We start from the raw sequence: 21,434 nt of genomic DNA, 5'->3' as shown, positions 1-21,434 counted from the left end.
ACCTCACTCCGCCGGCTGAAGGGCGACGGGCGACTGAACTTCTTCCTCACCGACACGGACCGTCATCCAGAGATTGTAGGCCATGATCAGCGAGCCGATGACGAACAGTGCACCGCCGGCTGCGCGGATGATGTAGAAGGGATGCATCGCCTCGACGGTCTCGATGAACGAGTACTCGAGGAAGCCGAGCGCCGTGTAGGACCGCCACATCAGACCCTGCAGGATGCCCGAGACCCACATCGCGGAGATGTAGAGCACGATGCCGAGCGTGGCCGTCCAGAAGTGCCAGTTCACGAGCTTGAGGCTGTAGAGACCCTTGCGGTTCCAGATCCACGGCACCATGCAGTACAATGCGCCGAAGGACACGAAGCCGACCCAGCCGAGCGCACCGGAGTGCACGTGACCGATGGTCCAGTCGGTGTAGTGGCTGAGCGAGTTGACAACCTTGATCGACATCATCGGACCTTCGAAGGTCGACATGCCGTAGAAGGCGACCGACACGACCAGCATGCGCAGCACGGGGTCAGTCCGCAGCTTGTCCCATGCGCCCGACAGCGTCATCAGGCCGTTGATCATGCCGCCCCAGGAGGGCATCCACAGCATGATCGAGAAGGTCATGCCGAGGGTCTGCGTCCAGTCCGGCAGCGCCGTGTAGTGCAGGTGGTGCGGGCCGGCCCAGATGTAGAGGAAGATCAGCGCCCAGAAGTGGATGATCGACAGCCGGTAGGAATAGACCGGACGCTCCGCCCGCTTCGGGATGAAGTAGTACATGATGGCGAGGAAGCCGGCGGTCAGGAAGAAGCCGACCGCGTTGTGGCCGTACCACCACTGGAACATCGCATCCTGTATGCCGCCCCAGGCGATGTAGGACTTGGAGCCGAACAGCGACACCGGCAGCGACGGATTGTTGCCGAGATGCAGCATCGCGATCGTGACGATGAAGGCAAGGTAGAACCAGTTCGCCACGTAGATGTGCGGCTCCTTGCGCTTGATGACCGTCACCAGGAACACCAGAAGATAGACCACCCAGACGATGGTGAGCCACAGGTCGGAGTACCACTCCGGCTCGGCATATTCCTTCGACTGCGTAACGCCGAGCAGATAGCCCGTGCCGGCGATCACGATGAAGAAGTTGTAGCCCAGCACCACGAACCACGGCGCGAGGTCGCCGGCCAGACGGGTCCGACAGGTCCGCTGCACGACGTAGAACGAGGTCGCGATCAGCACGTTGCCGCCGAAGGCGAAGATGACCGCCGAGGTGTGCAGCGGGCGCAGGCGACCGAAGCTGATCCATTGCAGATCGAAGTTCAGCGCCGGCCATGCCAATTGCGAGGCAATGATGAGACCGACGGTGAAGCCGGCAATGCCCCAGAACATCGCCATGATCGCGCCGAGCTTGATCGGACCGAGATTGTAGTTCGGTCGGCCATTGATCTCCTGCGGCGGCAGCTCGCCGCGCTCGAAGTAGCGGTTGAGGATGAAGAAGACGGACGCCGCGCTGGCGGCAGCCGCGAGCGAGGCGTGGAACGCGAAGGCCGTATCCAGTGCCTTCGCCGCAGCGAAGACGCACAGGAAGGCGGTGACGGCAAAAGTGAGCGACAAGCCACTTTCGCCGATGGTCATGGATTTTGTGGATGAGGACGCGCTCATGCGGAATCTCGCTGAAAGAACACGAGCCCAGCAACCACAATCGTTCACACGTGGAATTGATCGAAATCAACTTTGCGACCGGCTCGCCGTAAAGACTGGGAATGTTGCAGAACCAGCCGGAGGGAACCAGGACCGCGGCAGAGTACGATCCCGGCGATGCATGCTCCGATGCACAGAGCCAGAGAGGCCCGCACGCGGCACACGTGCGGGCCTCATCTCCCAGACGTTGGCACAAGGCCTGAGATCAGGTCTTCAGATCAGGTCCTCGCGATCATTCCTTGGCGGCGGCGGCCAGAGCCCTGACGATATCCTCGCGGGCGACGATCCCGACGACCCTGTTGTCGCCGTCGGTCACGGGCAGGCTGCGGATACGATGCTCGACCATCAGTTGTAGCACGCGCGTCAGCTTCGTATCCGGCCGGACATAGATGAACTCGGATGTCATCACGTCGGCGACCGTCCGGTTCATCAGGTCCGTATAGCGCGGCAGCATCTGATTTGGCGTGAAGGCAAAGCATTTCAGCACGTCGAACTTGGTGACGATGCCGATCACCTCGTCGTTCTCGACGACGGGGTAGGTGTTGAAATCGTCGCGGTCGAACATCTCGCCGAGCTCGCGGATCGTCGTCTCCCGGGTCACGGTCGTGACGTTCCGCGTCATGTAGTTGCCGGCGGTTTCCTCGAGAAATCTGTACAAGGCGGCAATCCTGTTCTCGAATGAAGCGGGTCGAATTTCAGTGCGACAGCAGAACGCAACGCTCGCTGCGCGTCATCAGATGCTCGGTGACCCCGCCGAGCACGAGCTCGCGGAATCGGGAATGGCCATAGGCGCCCGCCACGACGAGACCGGCCGAAACATCGGCGGCGACGGCGTCGAGCGTAGCCGCAACGTTGCGCCCCGGCCCCGGTTCCGCGATGCGCGCCGATGCGACGATCTTGTGACGGCCGAGCCATGCGACAACGTCCGCAAGACGCGCCTCGCAGGCGTCATATTCCGAGGTGTTCTCCGGGATCTCGGCGACCACGACGCCGCTCGCCCTGGCGAGCAGCGGCAGGGCATCGGCCAAAGCGCGGCGCGCCTCCGGTGTCTCCTTCCAGGCCACCAGCACGGTCCCGAGATCGAGGCTGCTGACGTTGTCCGGCACCACGAGCAGCGGGCGCCCGGCCTGCATGACAAGATCCTTGGGATTGGCCACCGCGAACGCATCGGACACCCCGGGCGGCACGCCGCCGGTGACGAGAATGTCGGCGGCACGGGCCTGCGCCAGCACGTAGCGCGCGGGGAAATCCACGGCGCTGCGCCAGCTCAACGACGCAGCCCGGTCACCCACTGCGGTGCGGAACTCCTGCTCGAGCTCGGCCAGTCGATTCCGCAGCGCGGCCTCACCCTGCTCGATCAGATCCTGCGCCTGCTCGCCGGTCGTGAAGTACAGCGGCGGCGCGAATTCCGCGGCCGCAACGCCGATGACAGCTGCGTCAAAGCGCGCCGCCAGGTCGGCCGCGACCCGAAGGCGGGCCTCATTCGGCTGACTGAGCGCAAGGCTCACCATGACAGTCGCGAACGTCATCCCGCCTCTCCAAACATTGCTTCCATGCAACTCTTAGAGGTGAAATCGCCTGCCGTGATGAGATAGATCAAGGTGCGGCGCGGGAGCATGGACGGCAGGACACCGTTGCAACCCGACCCAGGATCGGAGAAAGCCTTGAATTGTCGAACCAAAGTTTAAGTCGGCCCGGGTTGCAACGGCGCAATCTGGTATAGGATACCGCGGTGGTCGGCCTCCCGGCTGCGGCGGTAACGGCGAATCGGATAACGGCGAATCGATCAAAGGCTTCGAATTGCGCGACTTCACCCACCCCTTCCCGGATGCATCCGCCAGGCCCGAGGACGCTCCCGAGGACGCTCGGAGGCTGGGCTTCGGCGCGTGGGATCTCGATCTGGCCTCGGGCGAGTTCTACTGGTCGGTGACGACGCGGAAGCTGTTCGGCGTGGCGGCCGATCAGCCGGTGACCTACGGCTCCTTCCTGGCGCTGCTCGCGCCCGAGGATCGCGCGCCGGTCGAGGCGGCGATCGAGGATTCGCGCTATCGGAGCACCGGATTCGACATGTCGTTCAAGGTGTCCGGCGGCGGGCACTGGATTCGCGTGCTCGCCGGCGTGGTGTCCGACGAGGCCGGCACGCCGCATCATCTGCGCGGCATCGCCCTCGACATCGACCAGGAGAAGCGGCTGGAGGAGACACTGCGGCTGCGCGAACAGCATTTCCGCTCGATCCTGGACACCGTGCCGGACGCGATGATCGTGATCGACGGCAGCGGCACGATCCAGTTCTTCAGCTCCGCGGCGGAGCGGATGTTCGGCCTCACCGAGGCAGAAGCGGTCGGCCTTGACGTCAGCGAATTGATGCCCGAGCCGGACCGCTCGCGCCATGCCGGCTACCTCACCCGCTACCATGCCAGCCGCGAGCGCCGTATCATCGGCATCGGCCGCATCGTGACCGGCCGCCGCCGCGACGGCACGACGTTCCCGATGCATCTGTCGATCGGCGAGATGCAGTCCGGCGGCAAGCCCTATTTCACCGGCTTCGCCCATGATCTCACCGAGCATCAGCAGACCCAGGCACGGCTGCGCGAACTGCAGTCGGAGCTGGTCCACGTGTCGCGCCTCAGCGCCATGGGCGAGATGGCCTCGGCGCTGGCCCATGAGCTGAACCAGCCGCTCGCCGCGATCAGCAATTACATGAAAGGCTCGCGCCGGCTGCTGGCCGGCAGCAGCGATCCGAACACGCCCAAGATCGAGAGCGCGATGGAGCGCGCCGCCGAGCAGGCGATTCGCGCCGGCCAGATCATCCGCCGTCTGCGCGACTTCGTCTCGCGCGGCGAATCGGAGAAGCGGGTCGAGAGCCTGTCGAAGCTGATCGAGGAAGCCGGCGCGCTCGGCCTTTCCGGCGCCCGCGAGCAGAACGTCCAGCTGCGCTTCCAACTCAATCCGGATGCCGATCTCGTGCTCGCCGACCGGGTCCAGATCCAGCAGGTCCTGGTCAATCTGTTCCGCAATGGGCTCGAGGCGATGTCTCATTCCGCACGCCGCGAGCTCAGTGCGACGAATCGCAAGATCAGCGACGACTTGATCGAGGTTGCGGTGTCCGATACCGGAACGGGATTCCACGACGACGTCATGCCCAACCTCTTCAAGACCTTCTTCACCACCAAGGACACCGGAATGGGAGTCGGCCTCTCGATCAGCCGGTCCATCATCGAGGCCCATGGCGGGCGCATGTGGGCCGAGAACAACGAAGCGGGCGGCGCGACGTTCCGCTTCACCCTGCCGGCTGCCCCAACCAAGGTTGAGCACGATGGCTGAACAGGCCAAGGTCTATGTGATCGACGACGACGAGGCGATGCGGGACTCGCTGAACTTCCTGCTCGATTCATCAGGCTTTGACGTCACGCTGTTCGAGAACGCGGAGGTCTTCCTCGGCCAACTGCCGATGCTCCCTTTCGGCTGCGTCGTCTCGGACGTGCGGATGCCCGGCATCGATGGCATCGAGCTGCTCAAGCGCATGAAGGCCGCCGGCAGCAGCTTTCCGATCCTGGTGATGACCGGCCATGGCGATGTGCCGCTCGCGGTCGAAGCGATGAAGCTCGGCGCGATCGATTTTCTGGAGAAGCCGTTCGAGGACGAGCGACTGGTCGCCATGATCGAAACGGCAATCCAGCAGGCCGAGCCAGCCGCGAAGAACGAATCGGTCACGCAGGACATCCTGGCGCGCGTCGCCAGCCTGAGCCCCCGGGAGCGCCAAGTGATGGATGGGCTGATGGCCGGCCTCTCCAACAAGCTGATCGCGCGCGAATACGACATCAGCCCGCGCACCATCGAGGTCTACAGGGCCAACGTGATGACCAAGATGGGAGCGAACAGCCTCTCCGAGCTGGTGCGTCTGGCGATGCGCGCAGGCGCGCTGAAGGATTGAGCTAGATCAAGCTACCTTGACAGAATCGAGTGTTATGTTGTGCCTCGGTTCAACATCACATTCTCGCGGCACGTGCGATGTCGGCTCACACAAAACTCACGGTCTACGTGGCCGACGACGATGCTGATGTCCTCGGCTCGCTGCGCTTTCTGCTGGAGGCCGACGGCTTCGACGTGCGCACGTTTCGCAGCGGCACCGCGCTGCTCAAGGCGTCCGACCATGCGACCGTCGACTGCTTCGTGGTCGACTACAAGATGCCGGAGATCAACGGGGTCGAGCTCGCCGAACGGTTGCGTCAGCAGGGAGCCACCGCTCCGGTGGTGCTGATCACCGGCCACTACGATGACCGGCTTGCGGCGCGCGCGGCGGCCGTCGGGATCCAGGATTTCCTGCTCAAGCCGCTGCTCGACGACAATCTGGTGAAGCGGATCCGCAAGGCGATCGCCAACGACCATTCCGGTACCGCACAGCGCGTCGTCTGACCCGGCCGGCCTACGTACATCTACGTAAGGAACCCCCCTTAAGATAACGGCCGAAATGTCCTTAACGGGAGCCGCAATGTACCACATCGCCATCCGCCGCAAGGAGATGGTCATGCTCAATCAGTCGATTGCCCACCCGGTCGTCAACACCAACGCCCCCCACGCCGTCCCCTCTGCTGTCGTCCCTTCTCCTGCCGCCAATCCCTTTGCCGAGATCACCGGCCACGCCGGGCTGATCGCCAGCGAGTTCTCCTACAAGAAGGACGAGGAGATCTATGGCGAGGACGAGCCGGCCGAGTACGTCTACCAGGTGATCTCGGGCGCCGTTCGCAGCTACAAGCTGCTCTCCGACGGCCGCCGCCAGATCGGCGCCTTCCATCTTCCCGGTGACGTTTTCGGCCTCGAATTCGGCTCCATGCACCGCCTCGCCGCCGAAGCCATCATCGATACCACCGTGCGCCTGGTGAAACGCCGCAGCCTCGAACAGGCCGCAGGTGTCGACGTCGCGGTCGCCCGCAAGCTCTGGACCATGACGGCCGGCGATCTCCGCCATGCCGAGGACCACATGCTGCTGCTGGGCCGCAAGACCGCGATGGAGCGCGTCGCGACCTTCCTGCTCGAGATGGACCGCCGCCTCGCCGTCGCCGGCATGATGGCGCTGCCGATGTGCCGCCGCGATATCGGCGACTATCTCGGCCTGACCCTGGAGACCGTGTCGCGCGCGCTGTCGCAGTTGCACAGCCAGGGCGTTCTCGGTTTCTCCGGTGCCCGCCAGATCGTGCTGCGCAACCGCCAGCGCCTGCGCAGCATGGACGCCTGAGGCGCCCTGCCCGTTCATGCCCTGCGCTCGCGCTGCCCGGTCTCCGGCATCAAGAGCGCGATCAAGAGAAGACCTGTCAGCGCCACGCCTGACAGACCCATGAATGCAGTGGCGCTGCCGTAGCGGTCGCTGGCGAAGCCGGCGACCACGGTGGACAGCGATCCGCCGATCCCGGATGCCGTCCCGACAATTCCCTGCGCCAGATTGAAATGTCCGCTGCCGAAGGCGACGTCGGCCACCGTCAGCGGAATCATGACGGCGAACACGGCCGCCGTGACACCGTCGAAGATCTGCACCGCCACCAGCACGTAGGGATCGTGCACGACCGCGAACAGCGCGCCGCGCGTCGCGAGCGCGGCAAACCCCAGCATCAGCAGCGGCCTGCGGCCCCATTGCTGCGCGACCGCGCCGACCGAAGGCGAGGTCAGCGCCACGATCGCCTGCGGCACCACGATGCAGAACGCGATCAGCATCGGCGCCCACTCGCTCGATTTCGTCGTCACCACGCCGGCCATCAGCGGCAGCATCGCCGCATTGGCGAGCTGCAGCAGGAACACGCCGAGCGCGAAGACGAGCAGCGCGCGCTGGCGCAGCAGGCCGAGCAGGTTCGACAGCCGCGCGACCTCCTTGTCCTCGTGATCGGCCTGGCCGTGCGCCCGCGCGACGTCGATCTCGCGCTCGCGGATGCGCGACAGCGCGATCAGCGTCGGAAAGGCGAGAATGAAGGTAACCAGGAACACGGCGCGGCTGGACAGCAGATAGCCGCAGGTGCCCATCACGGCCGCGGCCACGCCGTTGCCGAGCGACGCGAACCGCGCATTGCGGCCGAGCCGCTCCGCCATGCCGCGCGGCCCGACCAGGCCGAGGCTGATCGCCGCGATCGCAGGTCCGAGCACGCAGCTCGCCGCCGCATGCAGCGTCGCGGCACCCGCGACCACGGGAAAGATCGGCCAAGCGGCATAGGCGAGCGCGCAGCAGCCGATGGTCGCGATGGCCAGACCGGCGACGCGGCGCTCGGACCGGGCCGCATCGATGATCGCGCCGCCCGGCATCTGCCCGATCAGCCCGACGATGCCGCCGATCGACAGCACCAGGCCGATCTGGGCCTGCGTCCATTTCTGCGTCGTCAGATAGACCGCGATGAAGGGACCGAAGCCGGTCTGCACATCGGCCAGGAAGAAGATGAACCAGTCCAGCCCGCGCAGGCTCTGCCGCGACGGCGCAGGTCTCGCAATCGTCGGGCCATGATCCTGCCCTGCATCCGGACGCGCGCCCGCCTCTGCCGCGCCGTCAGGCTCGGGCTCCCGGTCAGGTGATCTCGACGGCCGTGCAATCGGCATGGCTTTCTATTCTCAACTCATGAGGCTGACGGGACAGAACATCCCCCACCGTGTTCCGCTGCACGCGCAGGCCGGACCGGCAATCTCACGCATCAACTCAATGATCGAAATCCCAGGGTGACAGCTTGCCGGACGCGCCGAGCACGACGACGGGCTTGTCCTCCTTGTATTCGGGCGCGGCCTTCACCTGCTCCTTGGTAAGGTCGAGCGTGACCTGGTCGCTCTTCTCCGCGATGTGCTTGAAGTCGAGCGCGGTCCAGTCGACCACGATCTTGCGGCTGCCGACGCCGAGGAAGCCGCCGAAATCGATCACCGCGGCGCGCACCGTCCCGGTGGGATCGACGATGACATCGACGATGTGGCCCATGTCCTCGCCGGTCGAGCTGCGCACGTCGCGGCCGAGCACGCCATGCGCATCGCGCGCGCCGAGGATCGTGACCGAGGGCGGCGGTGCCGGCTCCTTTGCGGGCGCCGCTGCGTCCCTGGCAGGCGGTGTCGGCGACGGCTGCTGCGCATGCCCATCGCCTGCATACGAACCGATCAGCAGCGGCAGCATGACGAGGCAACTGCGAGCAGCCCGGCGAAGAGTGTGTTTCAGCGTCATCATTGCGCCAGCACCAGCGAGACCTGGATCTGACCGCGCCGCCGCAGCACCTCCATCGAGATATCCTCGCCATGGCGGCGAATGCGCAGGTCGATCGTCGAGCTGCCGAGCCGGAGATCGCGCAGCACAACCCAGTCGAGGAAAGGCGGCAGCCGCGGATTGCGCAGACGGATCTGGCCGCGCTCGGCGTCGAACTCGAGTCCGAGGGCCGCTTCGAGCAAGGTGAACGGCGTCGCGCTGGCCCAGGCCTGCGGCGCGCAGGCCACCGGATAGAGCGTCGGGCCGCGATGCTTCTCCCGCCGGAAGCCGCAGAACAGCTCCGGCAGCCGGCGCAGATCCATGTAGGACGCCGCTTCGAACAGGCCGCCGAACACCTGCTCAACCGCATGCTTGAGGCCATAGCGCGACAGGCCGAGCGCAATCAGCGCGTTGTCATGCGGCCAGATCGATCCGTCGTGATAGGACATCGGATTGTAGCGCGCTTCGCCGCAGGCCACGGTGCGGATGCCCCAGCCCGAGAAGAAATGCGGCCGCAGCAGGTCAGCGGCGAGCTTGCGGGCGCGGTCCTCGCGCACCATGCCGCTGAACAGGAGCTGCCCCGCGTTGGACGTCCGCACCCGGCAGGGCTGCTTGTGGCCGTCGAGCGCCAGCGCATAGGTGTTCAGATCCTCGCACCAGAAGGCGTCCTCGAACCGTTCCGCGAGACGGGCGGCCTCGGCCTGGAGCAGGTCCGCCATCTCGGCCTTGCCGAGCCGACGGGCGCAACGCGCCGCCAGCTGCTTGCCGGCAAAGACATAGCCCTGCACCTCCGCAAGCGCGATGTAACCTTCCGCGAGGCGGCCGTCGGCATGGAACACCGCGTCGTAGGAATCCTTCCAGCCCTGGTTGGCGAGGCCCTGCTCGGAGGCGCGCTGATATTCGACGAAGCCGTCGCGATCGGGATCGCCGGGTCCGTCGATCCAGCGCAACGCCAGCTCGATCGCCGGCCAAAGCTCGCGCAGGGTGTCGATGTCGCCGGTGCGCTCGATGTAGAGGCCGGCGAGCAGCACGAACAGCGGGGTGGAGTCGACGCTGCCGTAGTAGCAGGCGAACGGCACCTCGCTCAGCGCCGCCATCTCGCCGCCCCGCATCTCGTGCAGGATCTTGCCGGGCTCGGCATCGGCCAGCGGATCGGTCGTGCGCGCCTGATGCACCGCGAGCCGGCGCAGCACGCCGCGGGCGATGCGCGGATCGACCCACAGCATCTGCATCGCCGTGATCAGCCCGTCGCGGCCGAACGTCGTCGAGTACCAGGGAATGCCGGCATAAGGATAACGTCCTTCCGGCGTGTCGGTCATCAGGATGTTGAGGTCGGCCGCCGCCTGGCACAACACCTCATTGAGGATGTCGTTGGAGGTCTCGATGGTGGTGGCGCCGTGCGTGCAGCGGCGCATCTCGCGCCGATGGGCGAGCAGGCTCCGAAAGAAGCGCCCCGGCCGCTCGCCGGCCTTGGCGTTGCACATCACGGCCACGAACAGGGACGCAGATTCCTGCGGCGCAAGATCGAAATGATAGGTCGCGACATTGGTGGTGAGACTGGTCGGACGCGGATCGAAGCTCATATCCGTGGTGCGTGTGACATTGTCCAGCCCACGATAGTGAAGCACGACCTCGCCTGGATCGACCAGCCGGCTCGAGCCGACCCCGCGGCGGGGCCGCACCGAGCCCCGCACCTCGAACAGGTCGGCAAAATCGTTGTCGAACGTGAGCTTGAGATCGAAGCTGGCGTGGCGATCACCATGGTTCTGCAGCCCGATGCGCTGATAGGCCGTGCCATGCCAGAGAAAGATCGTCCGCACGATGTGCAGCATGTCCTTCGGCAGCACCAGGCGGCCCTGGCTGTAGATGTCGGGATTGGTGAGATCGACGGTCAGCGCGGAGTTGTCGTCACGCAGGCTCGAGCCGAGCAGCAGGGGCTGAACGTCGTCCAGCGTCAATTCGAGGCGCGCGAGATAGCGCGTATCGGCGTTGAAGAGACCGTCCGGTCCGCCGGCCGAGGCGCCGATGTCGCCATGGCCGTCGAGGACAATGAACGTATCGTCATGCTTGAGCGAGCGCCGCGGCCGTGCCGCCGGCCCGGTCATGGGAATGTAGAACGGCTGCTCGGCAGGCTCGTCCGTCCGGGTGATCAACGACAGTGTGCTTGCGACTTCGGCGGACATGTTGGCCTCATGCGATATTGAAGTGCCCGGACAACCGAGAGTGCACGTTCTCGACGCGATCCGACGCAACGATCAGGCGGCGAACTTGGCGAGCCGGTTCATCTCCTGGGTCACGAGGTCCCGATACGGGCCCTCGTCCTGCATCAGCCGGTCGGGCGCGCCGTCCTCGATGATCCTGCCCGATTTCAGCACCACCACGCGGTCAAAATTCCGCAAGGTCGCGAGTCGGTGCGCGATCGCGATGACGGTGCGGCCGCGCATCAGGCGGCTCAACGCCTCACGGATGGCCTCCTCGGACTCGCTGTCGAGCGCCGCCGTCGCCTCGTCGAGCAGCAGGATCGGCGCGTCCTTGAGGAAGGCCCGCGCGATCGCGATGCGCTGGCGCTGTCCGCCCGACAGCTTGACGCCGCGATCCCCGACCATCGTCTGCAACCCCTCCGGCAGCGTCTCGACGAAGTCGCAACGCGCCGCGATCGCCGCCCGCAACACCTCATCGTCGGTCGCACTCGGACGTCCGTAGCGGATGTTTTCCAGGATGGAGCGATGGAACAGCGAGATGTCCTGCGGCACCACCGAGATCGCCTCGCGCAGGCTCTGCTGGGTGACCTTGGCGATGTCCTGGCCGTCGATCGTGATGTGACCGGCTTGCGGATCATAGAACCGTTGCAGCAGCGTGAACAGGCTCGACTTGCCGCCGCCGGACTGACCGACCAGGCCGACGCGCTGGCCGGGCTGCAGCCGCAGCGTGAAATTCTCGAACAGCTTGTGGCCGCCCGGATAGTGGAAGGTGATGTTGTCGAACGCGATCGCCGCGCCGCTCTTGACCAGCGGCTCGGCCTCGGGGTGATCGCGCAGCTCGTGCGGCTGCAACAGGGTCGCGATCGCCTCGCTCATGCGCGCCACATGCTGGGTGACGTCGACCAGCGCGACCGCGAGATCGCGCGTCGCGTTGAGAATGCAAAGGCCGAGCGTGCAGACCAGCACGACGTCGCCGGTCGTCGCCCCGCCCCGCTGCCACAGCGAAATCGCCCAGGCCATGAGCGCGACCGTCAGCACGATCGTCACCGTGGCGTGCAGAATGCGCAGCTTCTCGAGGTAGCGGAGACTGCGCCCCCGCGCCTCGAGCTCCCTGTCGATGGTCGCGTCGAACCGGTCGTGCTCGTGGCGCAGGCCGCAGAAGGCGCGCACCAGCGGCATGTTCGAGATCACGTCGACCATCTCGCCGTCGACCATCGCAGCCTTGTCGGCGAAATCGTCGTGCAGCGGCTTGCCGGCGGCGGCCAGACGGAACATCGCCACCACCATCATGGCCGCGATCAGCAGCAGGCCGATCGCCATCGGGCCGCTCACGGTTCCGATCAGGCAGATGGCCGCGACCGTGGCGAGGCATGGCGGCAGCACGTTCCACATGAACATGTTCTCGACGGTGAACACCGCGTTCGACGTGGCCGTGATCCGGCTCGACAACATTCCCGGCAGGCGATCGCCGAAATAGCTCGGCGCATGCCCAGTGAGATGACGGAAGATGTCGCGCCGAAGATCTCCGGTCACGCGCACGAAGGTGAAGCTCGCGATCCAGCTCGCGACGCGCCAGAGAATGTTGTCGGTCGCAATCAGCGCCATCAGCAGCAAGAACGCGGTCCAGACATTGCTGTCACGCGACGGCCCGGAGGAGAGCGCGTCGACCAGCGACTTCACACCATATTGCGTGCCCACCGAGCAGGCAACTGCACCGACGACGGACAGCAGAATAATGAGATGCGCTGCAGGGCGCCTCATGAGATAGCGCAACACGAAAGGAAAGGGCCGGTGCGCGTAGCCTGAAAGCTGATCCATGATCTTCCCATTGAGATGAGCGCGTCGTTGCGACACCTGTTGCGGCGAGTTGAACGATGAACAGTTTGTCCGGTTCCTTGCGCTGCCGCGCTGCAACCCTGCCCTTCGACAATGACGGCAGCAGCGTTGAGGATCAGGGATGGCATCAATGAGACGCCGAGGAACACGTTGTGTCGAAGAAAGAGTGATCAGGGCAAGGGAACTTCGCACATGCGACAACGTTCCCGCTTCGGCAGTGCCGGTGCCATTCGGTAGGGGGCTTCATCCATGATCACGAATAGGAGACGACGAGATGCGCATTGCGCAGGTAGCTCCATTGACGGAGGCTGTGCCTCCGAAGCTCTACGGCGGCACTGAGCGGGTCGTTCATTGGTTGACCGAGGAGCTCGTGGCCCTCGGACACGACGTCACCCTGTTCGCCAGCGGCGATTCGCAGACATCGGCGAAACTCTCTCCGACATGGCCGAAGGCTCTGCGCCTCGACGGCTCGGTAAGGGATCCGAACGCGCTTCACATGGTGATGCTCGAAAACGTACGGCAGCAATGCGACGACGAACAGTTCGACATCCTGCACTTCCATCTCGACTACTACCCGTTCTCCCTGTTCCACCGGCAACCCACCCCCTTCCTCACCACCCTGCACGGCCGGCTCGACCTGCCGGAGCATCAGCCGGTATTTTCGGTCTTCAAGGATGTTCCCGTCGTCTCGATCTCGGACTCGCAGCGCCGACCGGTGCCGAATGCGAACTGGGTGCGCACCGTGCTGCATGGGCTTCCCGAACGGCTGCTGATGCCCAAGCCTGTGACGCCGAGCTATCTGGCCGTGCTCGGACGCATCGCCCCGGAAAAGGGAGTCGACCGCGCCATCAAGATCGCGATGCGCTGTGGGATTCCGCTGAAGATCGCCGCCAAGATCGACCGCGCCGACCAGGATTACTACGACCAGCTGATCCATCCCCTAATCAAGGACAATCCCTTGGTCGACTATATCGGCGAGATCGGCGACCACGAGAAACCGGAATTCCTGTCCGGTGCGCTCGGCCTGTTGCTGCCGATCGATTGGCCGGAGCCGTTCGGCCTGGTGATGATCGAATCGATGGCCTGCGGCACGCCCGTGATCGCCTACAATCGCGGCTCGGTTCCCGAGGTGATCGACGACGGCGTGACCGGCTTCGTCGTCGAGGACGAGCTTAGCGCGGTCGCAGCGGTCAATCGCCTGTCCGGCCTGAGCCGCGCCCGCGTGCGCGAGCAGTTCGAACGCCGCTTCACCGCACGCCGCATGGCGCTCGACTATCTCGCGGCGTATCGCAGCCTGATCGAGATGGCGGAGCCGCGCATCCGTCTCGTCAGCAGCGCTGAATAAGTAGATCGAATCCGAGACCGGGCACTGAGCTGCCCGGCCTCCTGATCATCTCAGCTGACAGCAGCCTACTCCGGCGAACATGCGCTGGAACTCGTCCATCGGCGACATCAGAGCACGTGGTCGACCGCCTCGTCGATCGCGGTATACACCGCCTCGAGGTCGCCAGAGGTGACGCAGTATGGCGGCATGACGTAGATGGTATGGCCGAGCGGACGCAGCAGCACGTCGCTGTCGCGGAAAAACGCCAGCAGCCTGGGACCGACCTCGGCAAGGTAGCCCGGCTCGTCGGCATGGAGATCGAGCGCCGTGATAGTGCCGCAACGCCGCAGCGCGGAAAATCGCTCGTCGTAACGCAAGCGGTCGAGACAGCGCTGCTGCGCGGCCGCGACGGCGGCGATCCGGGCCCGCGTCTGCGGCTGCCGCCATAGCTCGAGATTGGCGCTGGCCGCCGCGCAGGCGATGGGATTGGCCGTGTAGGAGCTGGAGTGAAAGAACGTGCGGGCGCGGTCGGTCGAATAGTGCGCCTCGTAGATCGCCGGACTGCACAGCGTCACCGCAAGCGGCACCGCGCCTCCGGTCAGCCCCTTGGCGTAGCAGGCGATGTCGGGCGCGATGTCCGCCTGCTCGCACGCGAACAACGTGCCGGTGCGGCCCCAGCCGGTCATGACCTCGTCGGCGATGAACAGCACGCCGAACGCCTTGCAGATCCGGTGCATCTCGCGCAGCACCGCGGCCGGATACATCAGCATGCCGCCGGCGCCGAGCACCAGCGGCTCGACGATGAAGGCGGCCGGCCGGTCGCTCTCACACAGCGCAGCGAGCGCGTCCAAAGTTGCCTGTTCCCTGCCCTGCGACGGAAACGGGATGACGGCAACGTCGAACAGCAGCGGCTCATAGGCGGCGTTGAACACGCCACGCGCGCCGACCGACATCGCACCGATGGTGTCGCCGTGATAGGAATGCTGCATCACCACGATGCGCGAGCGCGGCTCGCCGATGTTCCTGAAATAGCCGAGCGCCATCTTCAGCGCGACCTCGACGCTGGTGGCGCCACTGTCGGAGAAGAACACGTGCGCAAGGCTCGGCGGCACCAGCGCGAGCAGCCCGGCGGCAACCTGCTCGGCCGGCTCATGGCTGTGACCGGCGAAGATCACCTGATCCAGCCGCTCGGCCTGGTCCTGAATCGCGCGCACGATATGCGGATGGCAATGGCCGTGCGTGACCACCCACCACGACGCGATCGCATCGATGATCCGCCGGCCGTCGGCGGTGAAGAGATAGGCGCCCTCGCCGCGCGCGACCGGCGTCATCTCGGGCTGGAGCGCATGCTGCGTGAAGGGATGCCAGATCGGCGAGGTTGCCTTGCGCATCATGGTTCGAAATCCCTGCGCTGGAATTGCGTGGCGAACACGTTCTGCAGCGATCGCGCCGTCAGCGGCGTGATCCAGGGCAGCCGGCCCAGGCGCTTCACCCCGCCGAGCCGGCAGATGGTCTCCTCGTTGTCGGCATGGCCGTCGCCGATGAAGGCGATGCCGAGCACGTCGATGCGGCGGCTGCGCAGCGCCGCCAGCGACAGCAGCGAGTGATTGATGGTGCCGAGGCTGGTGCGCGCGCAGAGCACGACCGGCAATTGCCATCGCGCGAAGACATCGAGATAGAGCGTCTGGGAATCGAGCGGCACCATGACGCCGCCGGCCCCCTCGATCACGACAGGCCGGCCGACGGACTGCGGAGGATGCAGGCTGAGCGGATCGATGCTGATGCCTGCGAGGCGGGCCGCGCGATCCGGCGAGGCCGGCTCCGGCAAACGATAGGCTTCGGGCAGCACGCGATCGTCGGCGAGCTCGGCCAGCCGCTGGACACGGCAGGAGTCCGTCTCCTCGGCAAGGCCGGCCTGGACCGGCTTCCAATAGCAGGCCCCCAGCAGCGCCGTGAGGCCGGCCGCGAACACCGTCTTGCCGATCCCGGTATCGGTGCCGGTGACCACGATGCGTGGCGTCATGCCCCCAGCCTCCCGATCTCGTCGGCGAGCGCATCGAGCAGCGCCACGATCGCGGCCTCGTCGACGTTCAAGGTCAGCGACAGCCGGAGCCGCGCCGTGCCAGGCGGCACTGTCGGCGGCCGGATGCCGCGGACGTCGAAGCCTCGCGCCTGCAGCGCGGCAGCGAGGCTCATCGCGCGCGCATTGTCGCCGACCACGCAGGGAATGATCTGCGACGGCGACCAGCTTTCACCGAAGCGCGCGTCGATCGCGCGATGGGCGAAGCCAACGAGCTGCGCCAGCCGCTGCTGCCGCTCCGGCTCGTCGCGCAGGATCGCAAGCGCCTCCAGCACCGCCACCGCCATCAGCGGCGACGGCGCCGTGCTGAAGACGAAAGGCCGGCAGCGATTGATCAGCGTGTCGCACAGCACGCCGCTTGCGGTGACCAATGCGCCGGCCGCGCCCAACGCCTTGCCGCAGGTGTGAACGGTGACGACGCTCTCGCGTCCCTCATAGGCTGCGGCGAGACCGCGGCCCTGCGCGCCGTGGACCCCGGTCGCATGGGCCTCGTCGATCAGCAGAAAGGCGTCGTGGCGCTCGGCGATCGCCATCAAATCCGCCAGCGGCGCGAGATCGCCGTCCATGCTGTAGAGGCTTTCGACGACGATCCAGGGCTGGCCGACACCGCCGTCCCTGCGCCAGGTCAGGATCGCGTCCTCGGCCGACTGCGCGTTGTTGTGGATGAACTGGCACGTCTCGGCGCGACCGGCACGCGCGCCCTCATGGGTGCTCGCATGAACGAGCGCATCGAGCACCAGCAGGTCGTCGCGCTGCGGCAATGTGGTGAGCACGGCGAAATTCGCCATGTAGCCGGAGCCGAAGAACAGCGCGCGCTCGGCGCCGAAGAAGCGCGCGGCCTCCGCCTCGAGCCGTTCGTGCTCGTCGCAATTGCCGCGCAGCAGGCGCGAGCCGCCGGCGCCGACCGGCGTGCCGGCCTCCATGGCCGCGGCGACCGCGCGCTTGATGCGTGGCGCCTGCGCCAGTCCGAGATAGTCGTTGGAGGAGAAATCGAGACCGGCCGGTGGAGTGAGCTGCCGCAACCGGTCATCGGCCGCGAGTCTCTGCAGGCCGTCGGAATAGATCGCCAACCTGTCGGACAGCATGGACATGGCTCCGCTCTGTTTCGGTCAGCCGCGGGCGTGGACCGGCACGACCAGGCAGTTCCGTGGGCGCGGTCGCGCCGAACTCGCGATGAGGTTCGAATCAGGCCGGGGACGATGCGTCTGCGCTTTCGCTGGCGGCGGCCGGTGCGACCGGACGCGCCGACAGCGACGAGGTCATGCCGAGCCGCGCGAGCAGATCGGCGTCGCGCTGCGCCTGGGGGTTGGCCGTGGTCAGCAGCACGTCGCCGATGAAGATCGAATTGGCGCCGGCGAGCAGGCACAGGCTCTGCAGCTCGTCGCTCATGTACTGCCGGCCCGCCGACAGCCGCACCACGCTCCGGGGCATCAGGATGCGCGCGACCGCGATCAATCGCACCAGCGCAATCGGATCGGGCCGCGTGGCCGTCTCGTGGACCGGCACGCCCCTCACCTCGTTCCACATGTTGATCGGCACGCTGTCGGGATGCTCGGCGAGGTTGGCGAGCAGCACCAGCATGCCGAGCCGGTCGTCGATCTCCTCGCCCATGCCGATGATGCCGCCGCAGCACACCTTGATGCCGGCCTCGCGCACATGCGCGAGCGTATCGATGCGGTCCTGCAGCGTGCGCGTGGCGATGATGCGGTCGTAGAACTCGGGCGAGGTGTCGACATTGTGGTTGTAGAAGTCGAGCCCGGCCTCTCTCAGCCGCTGCGCCTGCGGCGGCGTCAGCATGCCCAGAGTCACGCAGGTCTCCATGCCCAGATCCTTCACCGCGCTGACCATGTCGCAGACCTGATCGAGGTCGCGGTCCTTGGGACTGCGCCAGGCGGCGGCCATGCAGAAGCGCTCGGCTCCCGCTGCCTTCGCGCGCCGCGCGGTGGCGACCACCGCATCGCGGTCCATCAGCTTCGTCGCCTTGAGACCGGTGTCGTAATGCGCGCTCTGCGAGCAGTAGCCGCAATCCTCCGGGCAGCCGCCGGTCTTGATGCTGAGCAGGCTCGCGGTCTGCACGCGGGTGGGATCGAACTGCCGGCGATGCGCCGACTGCGCCAGGAACATCAGATCCGGAAATGGCAGGCCGTAGAGCGCCTCGGCCTCGTCCCGGGTCCAGTCGTGACGGACGGCAGCGTCGTTGTCGGGGCGATCGGACGAGTTGCTCGGGACGGTCATGCCACACCTTACAAATTATAGATTTTCATAGGTGTTATCTATGAAAACCCCTATCAAAGCACCGTAGGACACGGCAGCTTTGATCGCACCGGTTTTTTCGATAGATAATCTATCGCCATGCAGGACGAGAATCTCACCACGGCCCACCGCATCGCCGAGGCCATCACCGAACGGATCGTCAGTGGCGCGCTCCCTCCGGATGCGCCGCTGCGGCAGGACCACGTCGCGCGCGAGTTCAAATCCAGCCACGTGCCGGTGCGCGAGGCATTTCGACAGCTCGAGGCGCTGTATCTCGTGGTCGCGGCACCGCGGCGCGGCGTGCGGGTGGCGCCGCTCGATGCGAAGTCGACCAGGGAGATCGTCGAGATGCGCGTCGCGCTCGAGGTGATCGCGCTGCGCAATGCCGCGCCGCGCTACACGCCGACGCATCTCGCCGCGATCGAGCTCGCGCTGATCGAGGCCGACAATGCCGAGACCATCCAGGAATTCGAGACCGCGAACCGCGCCTTCCACCGCGCGCTGGTCGCGCCCTGCGCGATGCCGCGGCTGCTGGCGAGCCTCGACGGATTGCGCCTGGCGAATTCACGGCTGGTGCTGGCGATGGCGCGCAATGCCGGCTGGCGTCCGCGCACCAACCAGGATCACCGGCTGATCCTGCAGGCCCTGCGCGCCCGCCAGATCGGCCACGCCTGCGAGCTCCTGACGCGGCACAACCAGACGATCGAACGGCTGGCAAGGCCGGGCGTGTAGCCAGCTTCGACCCGTTCCTTGCGACCGGGCGCATACCGCCATGCGCCCGCGACGGCTGGGGCGCTCGCCTGCTCCCGTGTACATGCTGATCCGGACGCGCCCCGCGAACCGAAGGTCTCCAAAGGTCTCATGTCCGACCGCCACCACGCTTCGAAGCTCGCCGGCGACGGCACCACCGATGGCCTGCCGCCCGGCAAGCGGCCCTGGGCCATCGCCGCGATCTTCACGGCGCTGTCGATGGCCTCGCTCGACGTCGCCATCGCCAACATCGCGCTGCCGTCGATCTCGGCCGATCTCCACGTCTCCCCGGCCGAGGTGGTCTGGGTGGTCAACATCTATCAGATCGCCTTGGTCGCGACTTTGCTGCCGCTCGGCGCGCTCGGCGAGATCGTCGGCCATCAGCGCATCTATCTCGGCGGCCTGCTGCTGTTCACGCTGGCCTCGGTCGGCTGCGCGCTGGCGTGGTCGCTGCCGACGCTGGTGATCGCCCGCGCGCTGCAGGGCCTCGGCGCCAGCGGCATCATGAGCGTCAACACCGCGCTGGTGCGCTACGTCTATCCCGGCAAGATGCTGGGACGCGGCCTCGGCCACAATGCGCTGGTGGTCGGCATTTCCTTCACCTTCGGCCCGACGATCGCGTCCGCCATTCTCTCGCTCGGCTCCTGGCCGTGGCTGTTTGCGATCAACCTGCCGTTCGGCCTGATCGCGATCGCGATCGGCATGAGGATGCTGCCACGGACGCCGCGCGCCGAGCACGGCTTCGACTTTCTCGGCGCCGCCCTCGCTGCGCTCTGCCTCGGCCTGTTCATCACCGGCATCGGCAGCGCCGCGCACGGCGCGACGCCGGCCATGGTGGTCGCCGAACTGGTCGCAGCGCTCGTGCTCGGCGTCATCCTGGCCCGCCGCCAGGCCGACCACCCGGCGCCGATGCTGCCGATCGACCTGTTCCGCCGCGGCGTGTTCGCGCTGTCGGCCGCGACCGCAGTGTGCTCGTTCTCGGTGCAGGGCCTCGGCTTCGTGTCGCTGCCGTTCTATTTCGAGGACATTCTCCAGCGCTCGCAGGTCGAGACCGGGTTCTTCATGACGCCCTGGCCGCTCGCAGTCACGATCATGGCGCCGATCGCCGGCCGGCTGTCGGACCGTTTTCCCGCCGGCCTGCTCGGCGGCATCGGCCTGGTGATGCTCGGCTCCGGCATGGCGCTGCTCGCCATGCTGCCGGAGAACCCGAGCATCGCGAACATCGTCTGGCGCATGCTGATCTGCGGCATCGGGTTCGGCTTCTTCCAGGCGCCGAATATGAAGGCCATCATGTCAAGCGCCCCGCCGCACCGCAGCGGCGGCGCCAGCGGCATCGTCGCCACGGCCCGGTTGACCGGCCAGACCACCGGCGCGGCGCTCGCCGCCTTGTGCTTCAGCCTTGCGGGGCACCAAGGAGCCACCCTTGCCTTGGCCCTCGGCGCCGGTTTCGCCGCGCTCGGCAGCGTGATGAGCTTCCTGCGGCTTGCCGTCGCTCCGCCGCGCGGCCCATGAGCCGACGCAACTACAAGCCGGGCCCATCACAAATCCTGCGCGCGGCAAACGCATATTCTTGATTTGAAGGATGCAAACGTTCGCGCCACAGTGCCGCCCTCTGTTCAACTGGCGCGTTGAACGAAAGGGATCTGCGATGGCAAACCTCACGATCAACGGACAATCCTATACCCTGGACGTCGAGCCCGACACGCCGCTGCTGTGGGCGATCCGCGAGAACGCCGGACTGACCGGCACCAAATATGGCTGCGGCATTGCACAATGCGGCGCCTGCACCGTGCATCTCGACGGCGCGGCCGTGCGCTCCTGTGGCGTCACCGTCTCCGAGGCCCTGGGCAAGCAGATCACCACCATCGAGGGGCTCGCGAGCGACACCGGGCTGCACAAGGTGCAGCAGGCCTGGGTGGAGAACGACGTTCCGCAATGCGGCTACTGCCAGAGCGGCATGATCATGGCCGTCGCGGCACTGCTCAAGGACAATCCGAAGCCGAGCGATCAGGACATCAACGACGCCATCACCAACATCTGCCGCTGTGGAACCTTCGCGCAGGTGCGCGAGGCGATCCACGCCGCCGCCAACGCCTGAGGAGG

General features: G+C 66.2%; 19 protein-coding genes. 8 read left to right on the top strand and 11 right to left on the bottom strand.

Annotation, left to right across the window (positions count from 1 at the left end):
- Positions 1 to 3: 3 nt before the first annotated feature.
- The 3 genes from ccoN to ACQR2C_RS23395 form a co-directional block, all read right to left on the bottom strand.
- Positions 4 to 1,650: a cytochrome-c oxidase, cbb3-type subunit I gene (gene ccoN, locus ACQR2C_RS23405; protein WP_315802495.1), complete on the bottom strand. Its 1,647-nt coding sequence runs from the start codon at positions 1,648 to 1,650 to the stop codon at positions 4 to 6.
- 271 nt (positions 1,651 to 1,921) lie between these two features.
- Complete coding sequence (locus ACQR2C_RS23400) at positions 1,922 to 2,347, bottom strand: CBS domain-containing protein (protein WP_315802494.1); 426 nt, start codon at positions 2,345 to 2,347, stop codon at positions 1,922 to 1,924.
- Between the two features lie 37 nt (positions 2,348 to 2,384).
- Positions 2,385 to 3,218 carry a universal stress protein gene (locus tag ACQR2C_RS23395; RefSeq protein ID WP_315802493.1) on the bottom strand — a complete coding sequence of 278 codons (834 nt, stop codon included), beginning with the start codon at positions 3,216 to 3,218 and terminating at the stop codon, positions 2,385 to 2,387.
- Between the two features lie 271 nt (positions 3,219 to 3,489).
- On the opposite strand from ACQR2C_RS23395, the gene fixL reads away from it, so the two are divergent.
- The 4 genes from fixL to ACQR2C_RS23375 all read left to right on the top strand — a co-directional run bounded on the left by fixL (position 3,490) and on the right by ACQR2C_RS23375 (position 6,925).
- Positions 3,490 to 5,013, top strand: coding sequence for a sensor protein FixL (gene fixL / locus ACQR2C_RS23390; protein WP_434882217.1), 1,524 nt, complete (start codon positions 3,490 to 3,492; stop codon positions 5,011 to 5,013).
- A complete protein-coding gene (gene fixJ / locus ACQR2C_RS23385; protein ID WP_316183542.1) occupies positions 5,006 to 5,623 on the top strand; it encodes a response regulator FixJ in 618 nt (205 codons plus the stop codon). The genes fixL and fixJ overlap by 8 nt, the downstream gene beginning before the upstream one ends.
- 77 nt (positions 5,624 to 5,700) lie before the next feature.
- Positions 5,701 to 6,105 carry a response regulator gene (locus tag ACQR2C_RS23380; protein WP_316183541.1) on the top strand — a complete coding sequence of 135 codons (405 nt, stop codon included), beginning with the start codon at positions 5,701 to 5,703 and terminating at the stop codon, positions 6,103 to 6,105.
- A gap of 112 nt (positions 6,106 to 6,217) precedes the next feature.
- Positions 6,218 to 6,925 carry a helix-turn-helix domain-containing protein gene (locus tag ACQR2C_RS23375; RefSeq protein ID WP_434882247.1) on the top strand — a complete coding sequence of 236 codons (708 nt, stop codon included), beginning with the start codon at positions 6,218 to 6,220 and terminating at the stop codon, positions 6,923 to 6,925.
- Between the two features lie 14 nt (positions 6,926 to 6,939).
- Here ACQR2C_RS23375 and ACQR2C_RS23370 read toward each other — a convergent pair whose 3' ends face one another.
- The 4 genes from ACQR2C_RS23370 to ACQR2C_RS23355 all read right to left on the bottom strand — a co-directional run bounded on the left by ACQR2C_RS23370 (position 6,940) and on the right by ACQR2C_RS23355 (position 12,906).
- Positions 6,940 to 8,265, bottom strand: coding sequence for an MFS transporter (locus tag ACQR2C_RS23370; RefSeq protein WP_434846982.1), 1,326 nt, complete (start codon positions 8,263 to 8,265; stop codon positions 6,940 to 6,942).
- Positions 8,266 to 8,362: 97 nt separating this feature from the next.
- Complete coding sequence (locus ACQR2C_RS23365) at positions 8,363 to 8,821, bottom strand: PRC-barrel domain-containing protein (protein ID WP_315802550.1); 459 nt, start codon at positions 8,819 to 8,821, stop codon at positions 8,363 to 8,365.
- A 47-nt stretch (positions 8,822 to 8,868) separates the two neighbouring features.
- Positions 8,869 to 11,070, bottom strand: coding sequence for an amylo-alpha-1,6-glucosidase (locus tag ACQR2C_RS23360; RefSeq protein ID WP_434882216.1), 2,202 nt, complete (start codon positions 11,068 to 11,070; stop codon positions 8,869 to 8,871).
- Between the two features lie 72 nt (positions 11,071 to 11,142).
- Complete coding sequence (locus tag ACQR2C_RS23355; protein ID WP_316183537.1) at positions 11,143 to 12,906, bottom strand: ABC transporter ATP-binding protein; 1,764 nt, start codon at positions 12,904 to 12,906, stop codon at positions 11,143 to 11,145.
- Between the two features lie 292 nt (positions 12,907 to 13,198).
- Here ACQR2C_RS23355 and ACQR2C_RS23350 point away from each other — a divergent pair, with 292 nt between their 5' ends.
- The gene (locus ACQR2C_RS23350) at positions 13,199 to 14,269 is read left to right on the top strand and encodes a glycosyltransferase family 4 protein (RefSeq protein WP_434882215.1); all 1,071 of its coding nucleotides are present in this window, start codon (positions 13,199 to 13,201) and stop codon (positions 14,267 to 14,269) included.
- A gap of 107 nt (positions 14,270 to 14,376) precedes the next feature.
- Here ACQR2C_RS23350 and ACQR2C_RS23345 read toward each other — a convergent pair whose 3' ends face one another.
- The 4 genes from ACQR2C_RS23345 to bioB all read right to left on the bottom strand — a co-directional run bounded on the left by ACQR2C_RS23345 (position 14,377) and on the right by bioB (position 18,563).
- Complete coding sequence (locus tag ACQR2C_RS23345; RefSeq protein ID WP_434882214.1) at positions 14,377 to 15,642, bottom strand: adenosylmethionine--8-amino-7-oxononanoate transaminase; 1,266 nt, start codon at positions 15,640 to 15,642, stop codon at positions 14,377 to 14,379.
- Complete coding sequence (bioD, locus tag ACQR2C_RS23340) at positions 15,639 to 16,271, bottom strand: dethiobiotin synthase (RefSeq protein WP_434882213.1); 633 nt, start codon at positions 16,269 to 16,271, stop codon at positions 15,639 to 15,641. Before bioD ends, ACQR2C_RS23345 begins: the two co-directional genes overlap by 4 nt.
- Positions 16,268 to 17,413 carry an 8-amino-7-oxononanoate synthase gene (locus ACQR2C_RS23335; RefSeq protein WP_434882246.1) on the bottom strand — a complete coding sequence of 382 codons (1,146 nt, stop codon included), beginning with the start codon at positions 17,411 to 17,413 and terminating at the stop codon, positions 16,268 to 16,270. The genes bioD and ACQR2C_RS23335 overlap by 4 nt, the downstream gene beginning before the upstream one ends.
- A 100-nt stretch (positions 17,414 to 17,513) precedes the next feature.
- Positions 17,514 to 18,563, bottom strand: coding sequence for a biotin synthase BioB (bioB, locus tag ACQR2C_RS23330; protein WP_434882212.1), 1,050 nt, complete (start codon positions 18,561 to 18,563; stop codon positions 17,514 to 17,516).
- 117 nt (positions 18,564 to 18,680) lie between these two features.
- On the opposite strand from bioB, the gene ACQR2C_RS23325 reads away from it, so the two are divergent.
- From ACQR2C_RS23325 to ACQR2C_RS23315, 3 genes are all read left to right on the top strand, one after another.
- Positions 18,681 to 19,313: a GntR family transcriptional regulator gene (locus tag ACQR2C_RS23325; protein WP_315802482.1), complete on the top strand. Its 633-nt coding sequence runs from the start codon at positions 18,681 to 18,683 to the stop codon at positions 19,311 to 19,313.
- A gap of 129 nt (positions 19,314 to 19,442) precedes the next feature.
- Entirely contained in the window at positions 19,443 to 20,843 is a 1,401-nt protein-coding gene (locus ACQR2C_RS23320) for an MFS transporter (protein ID WP_316218354.1), read from the top strand.
- 136 nt (positions 20,844 to 20,979) lie between these two features.
- Positions 20,980 to 21,429 carry a (2Fe-2S)-binding protein gene (locus ACQR2C_RS23315; protein ID WP_315802480.1) on the top strand — a complete coding sequence of 150 codons (450 nt, stop codon included), beginning with the start codon at positions 20,980 to 20,982 and terminating at the stop codon, positions 21,427 to 21,429.
- Positions 21,430 to 21,434 lie beyond the last annotated feature (5 nt).

This window comes from Bradyrhizobium sp. HKCCYLRH3061 (assembly GCF_051168015.1).
Classification (GTDB): Bacteria; Pseudomonadota; Alphaproteobacteria; order Rhizobiales; family Xanthobacteraceae; genus Bradyrhizobium.
Note: the sequence above shows the minus strand (reverse complement) of the source record. Positions and strands in the feature narration are given on the sequence as shown.

Bases quoted from the DNA above. Each gene is read 5' to 3' on its own strand.
- ccoN (WP_315802495.1), bottom strand. From the start codon at position 1,650: ATGAGCGCGTCCTCATCCACAAAATCCATGACCATCGGCGAAAGTGGC.
- ACQR2C_RS23335 (WP_434882246.1), bottom strand. From the start codon at position 17,413: ATGCTGTCCGACAGGTTGGCGATCTATTCCGACGGCCTGCAGAGACTC.
- ACQR2C_RS23370 (WP_434846982.1), bottom strand. From the start codon at position 8,265: ATGCCGATTGCACGGCCGTCGAGATCACCTGACCGGGAGCCCGAGCCT.
- bioB (WP_434882212.1), bottom strand. From the start codon at position 18,563: ATGACCGTCCCGAGCAACTCGTCCGATCGCCCCGACAACGACGCTGCC.
- ACQR2C_RS23315 (WP_315802480.1), top strand. From the start codon at position 20,980: ATGGCAAACCTCACGATCAACGGACAATCCTATACCCTGGACGTCGAG.
- bioD (WP_434882213.1), bottom strand. From the start codon at position 16,271: ATGACGCCACGCATCGTGGTCACCGGCACCGATACCGGGATCGGCAAG.
- ACQR2C_RS23345 (WP_434882214.1), bottom strand. From the start codon at position 15,642: ATGATGCGCAAGGCAACCTCGCCGATCTGGCATCCCTTCACGCAGCAT.
- ACQR2C_RS23325 (WP_315802482.1), top strand. From the start codon at position 18,681: ATGCAGGACGAGAATCTCACCACGGCCCACCGCATCGCCGAGGCCATC.
- ACQR2C_RS23395 (WP_315802493.1), bottom strand. From the start codon at position 3,218: ATGACGTTCGCGACTGTCATGGTGAGCCTTGCGCTCAGTCAGCCGAAT.
- ACQR2C_RS23380 (WP_316183541.1), top strand. From the start codon at position 5,701: ATGTCGGCTCACACAAAACTCACGGTCTACGTGGCCGACGACGATGCT.
- fixJ (WP_316183542.1), top strand. From the start codon at position 5,006: ATGGCTGAACAGGCCAAGGTCTATGTGATCGACGACGACGAGGCGATG.
- ACQR2C_RS23375 (WP_434882247.1), top strand. From the start codon at position 6,218: ATGCTCAATCAGTCGATTGCCCACCCGGTCGTCAACACCAACGCCCCC.
- ACQR2C_RS23360 (WP_434882216.1), bottom strand. From the start codon at position 11,070: ATGTCCGCCGAAGTCGCAAGCACACTGTCGTTGATCACCCGGACGGAC.
- ACQR2C_RS23320 (WP_316218354.1), top strand. From the start codon at position 19,443: ATGTCCGACCGCCACCACGCTTCGAAGCTCGCCGGCGACGGCACCACC.
- ACQR2C_RS23355 (WP_316183537.1), bottom strand. From the start codon at position 12,906: ATGGATCAGCTTTCAGGCTACGCGCACCGGCCCTTTCCTTTCGTGTTG.
- ACQR2C_RS23350 (WP_434882215.1), top strand. From the start codon at position 13,199: ATGCGCATTGCGCAGGTAGCTCCATTGACGGAGGCTGTGCCTCCGAAG.
- ACQR2C_RS23365 (WP_315802550.1), bottom strand. From the start codon at position 8,821: ATGCTGCCGCTGCTGATCGGTTCGTATGCAGGCGATGGGCATGCGCAG.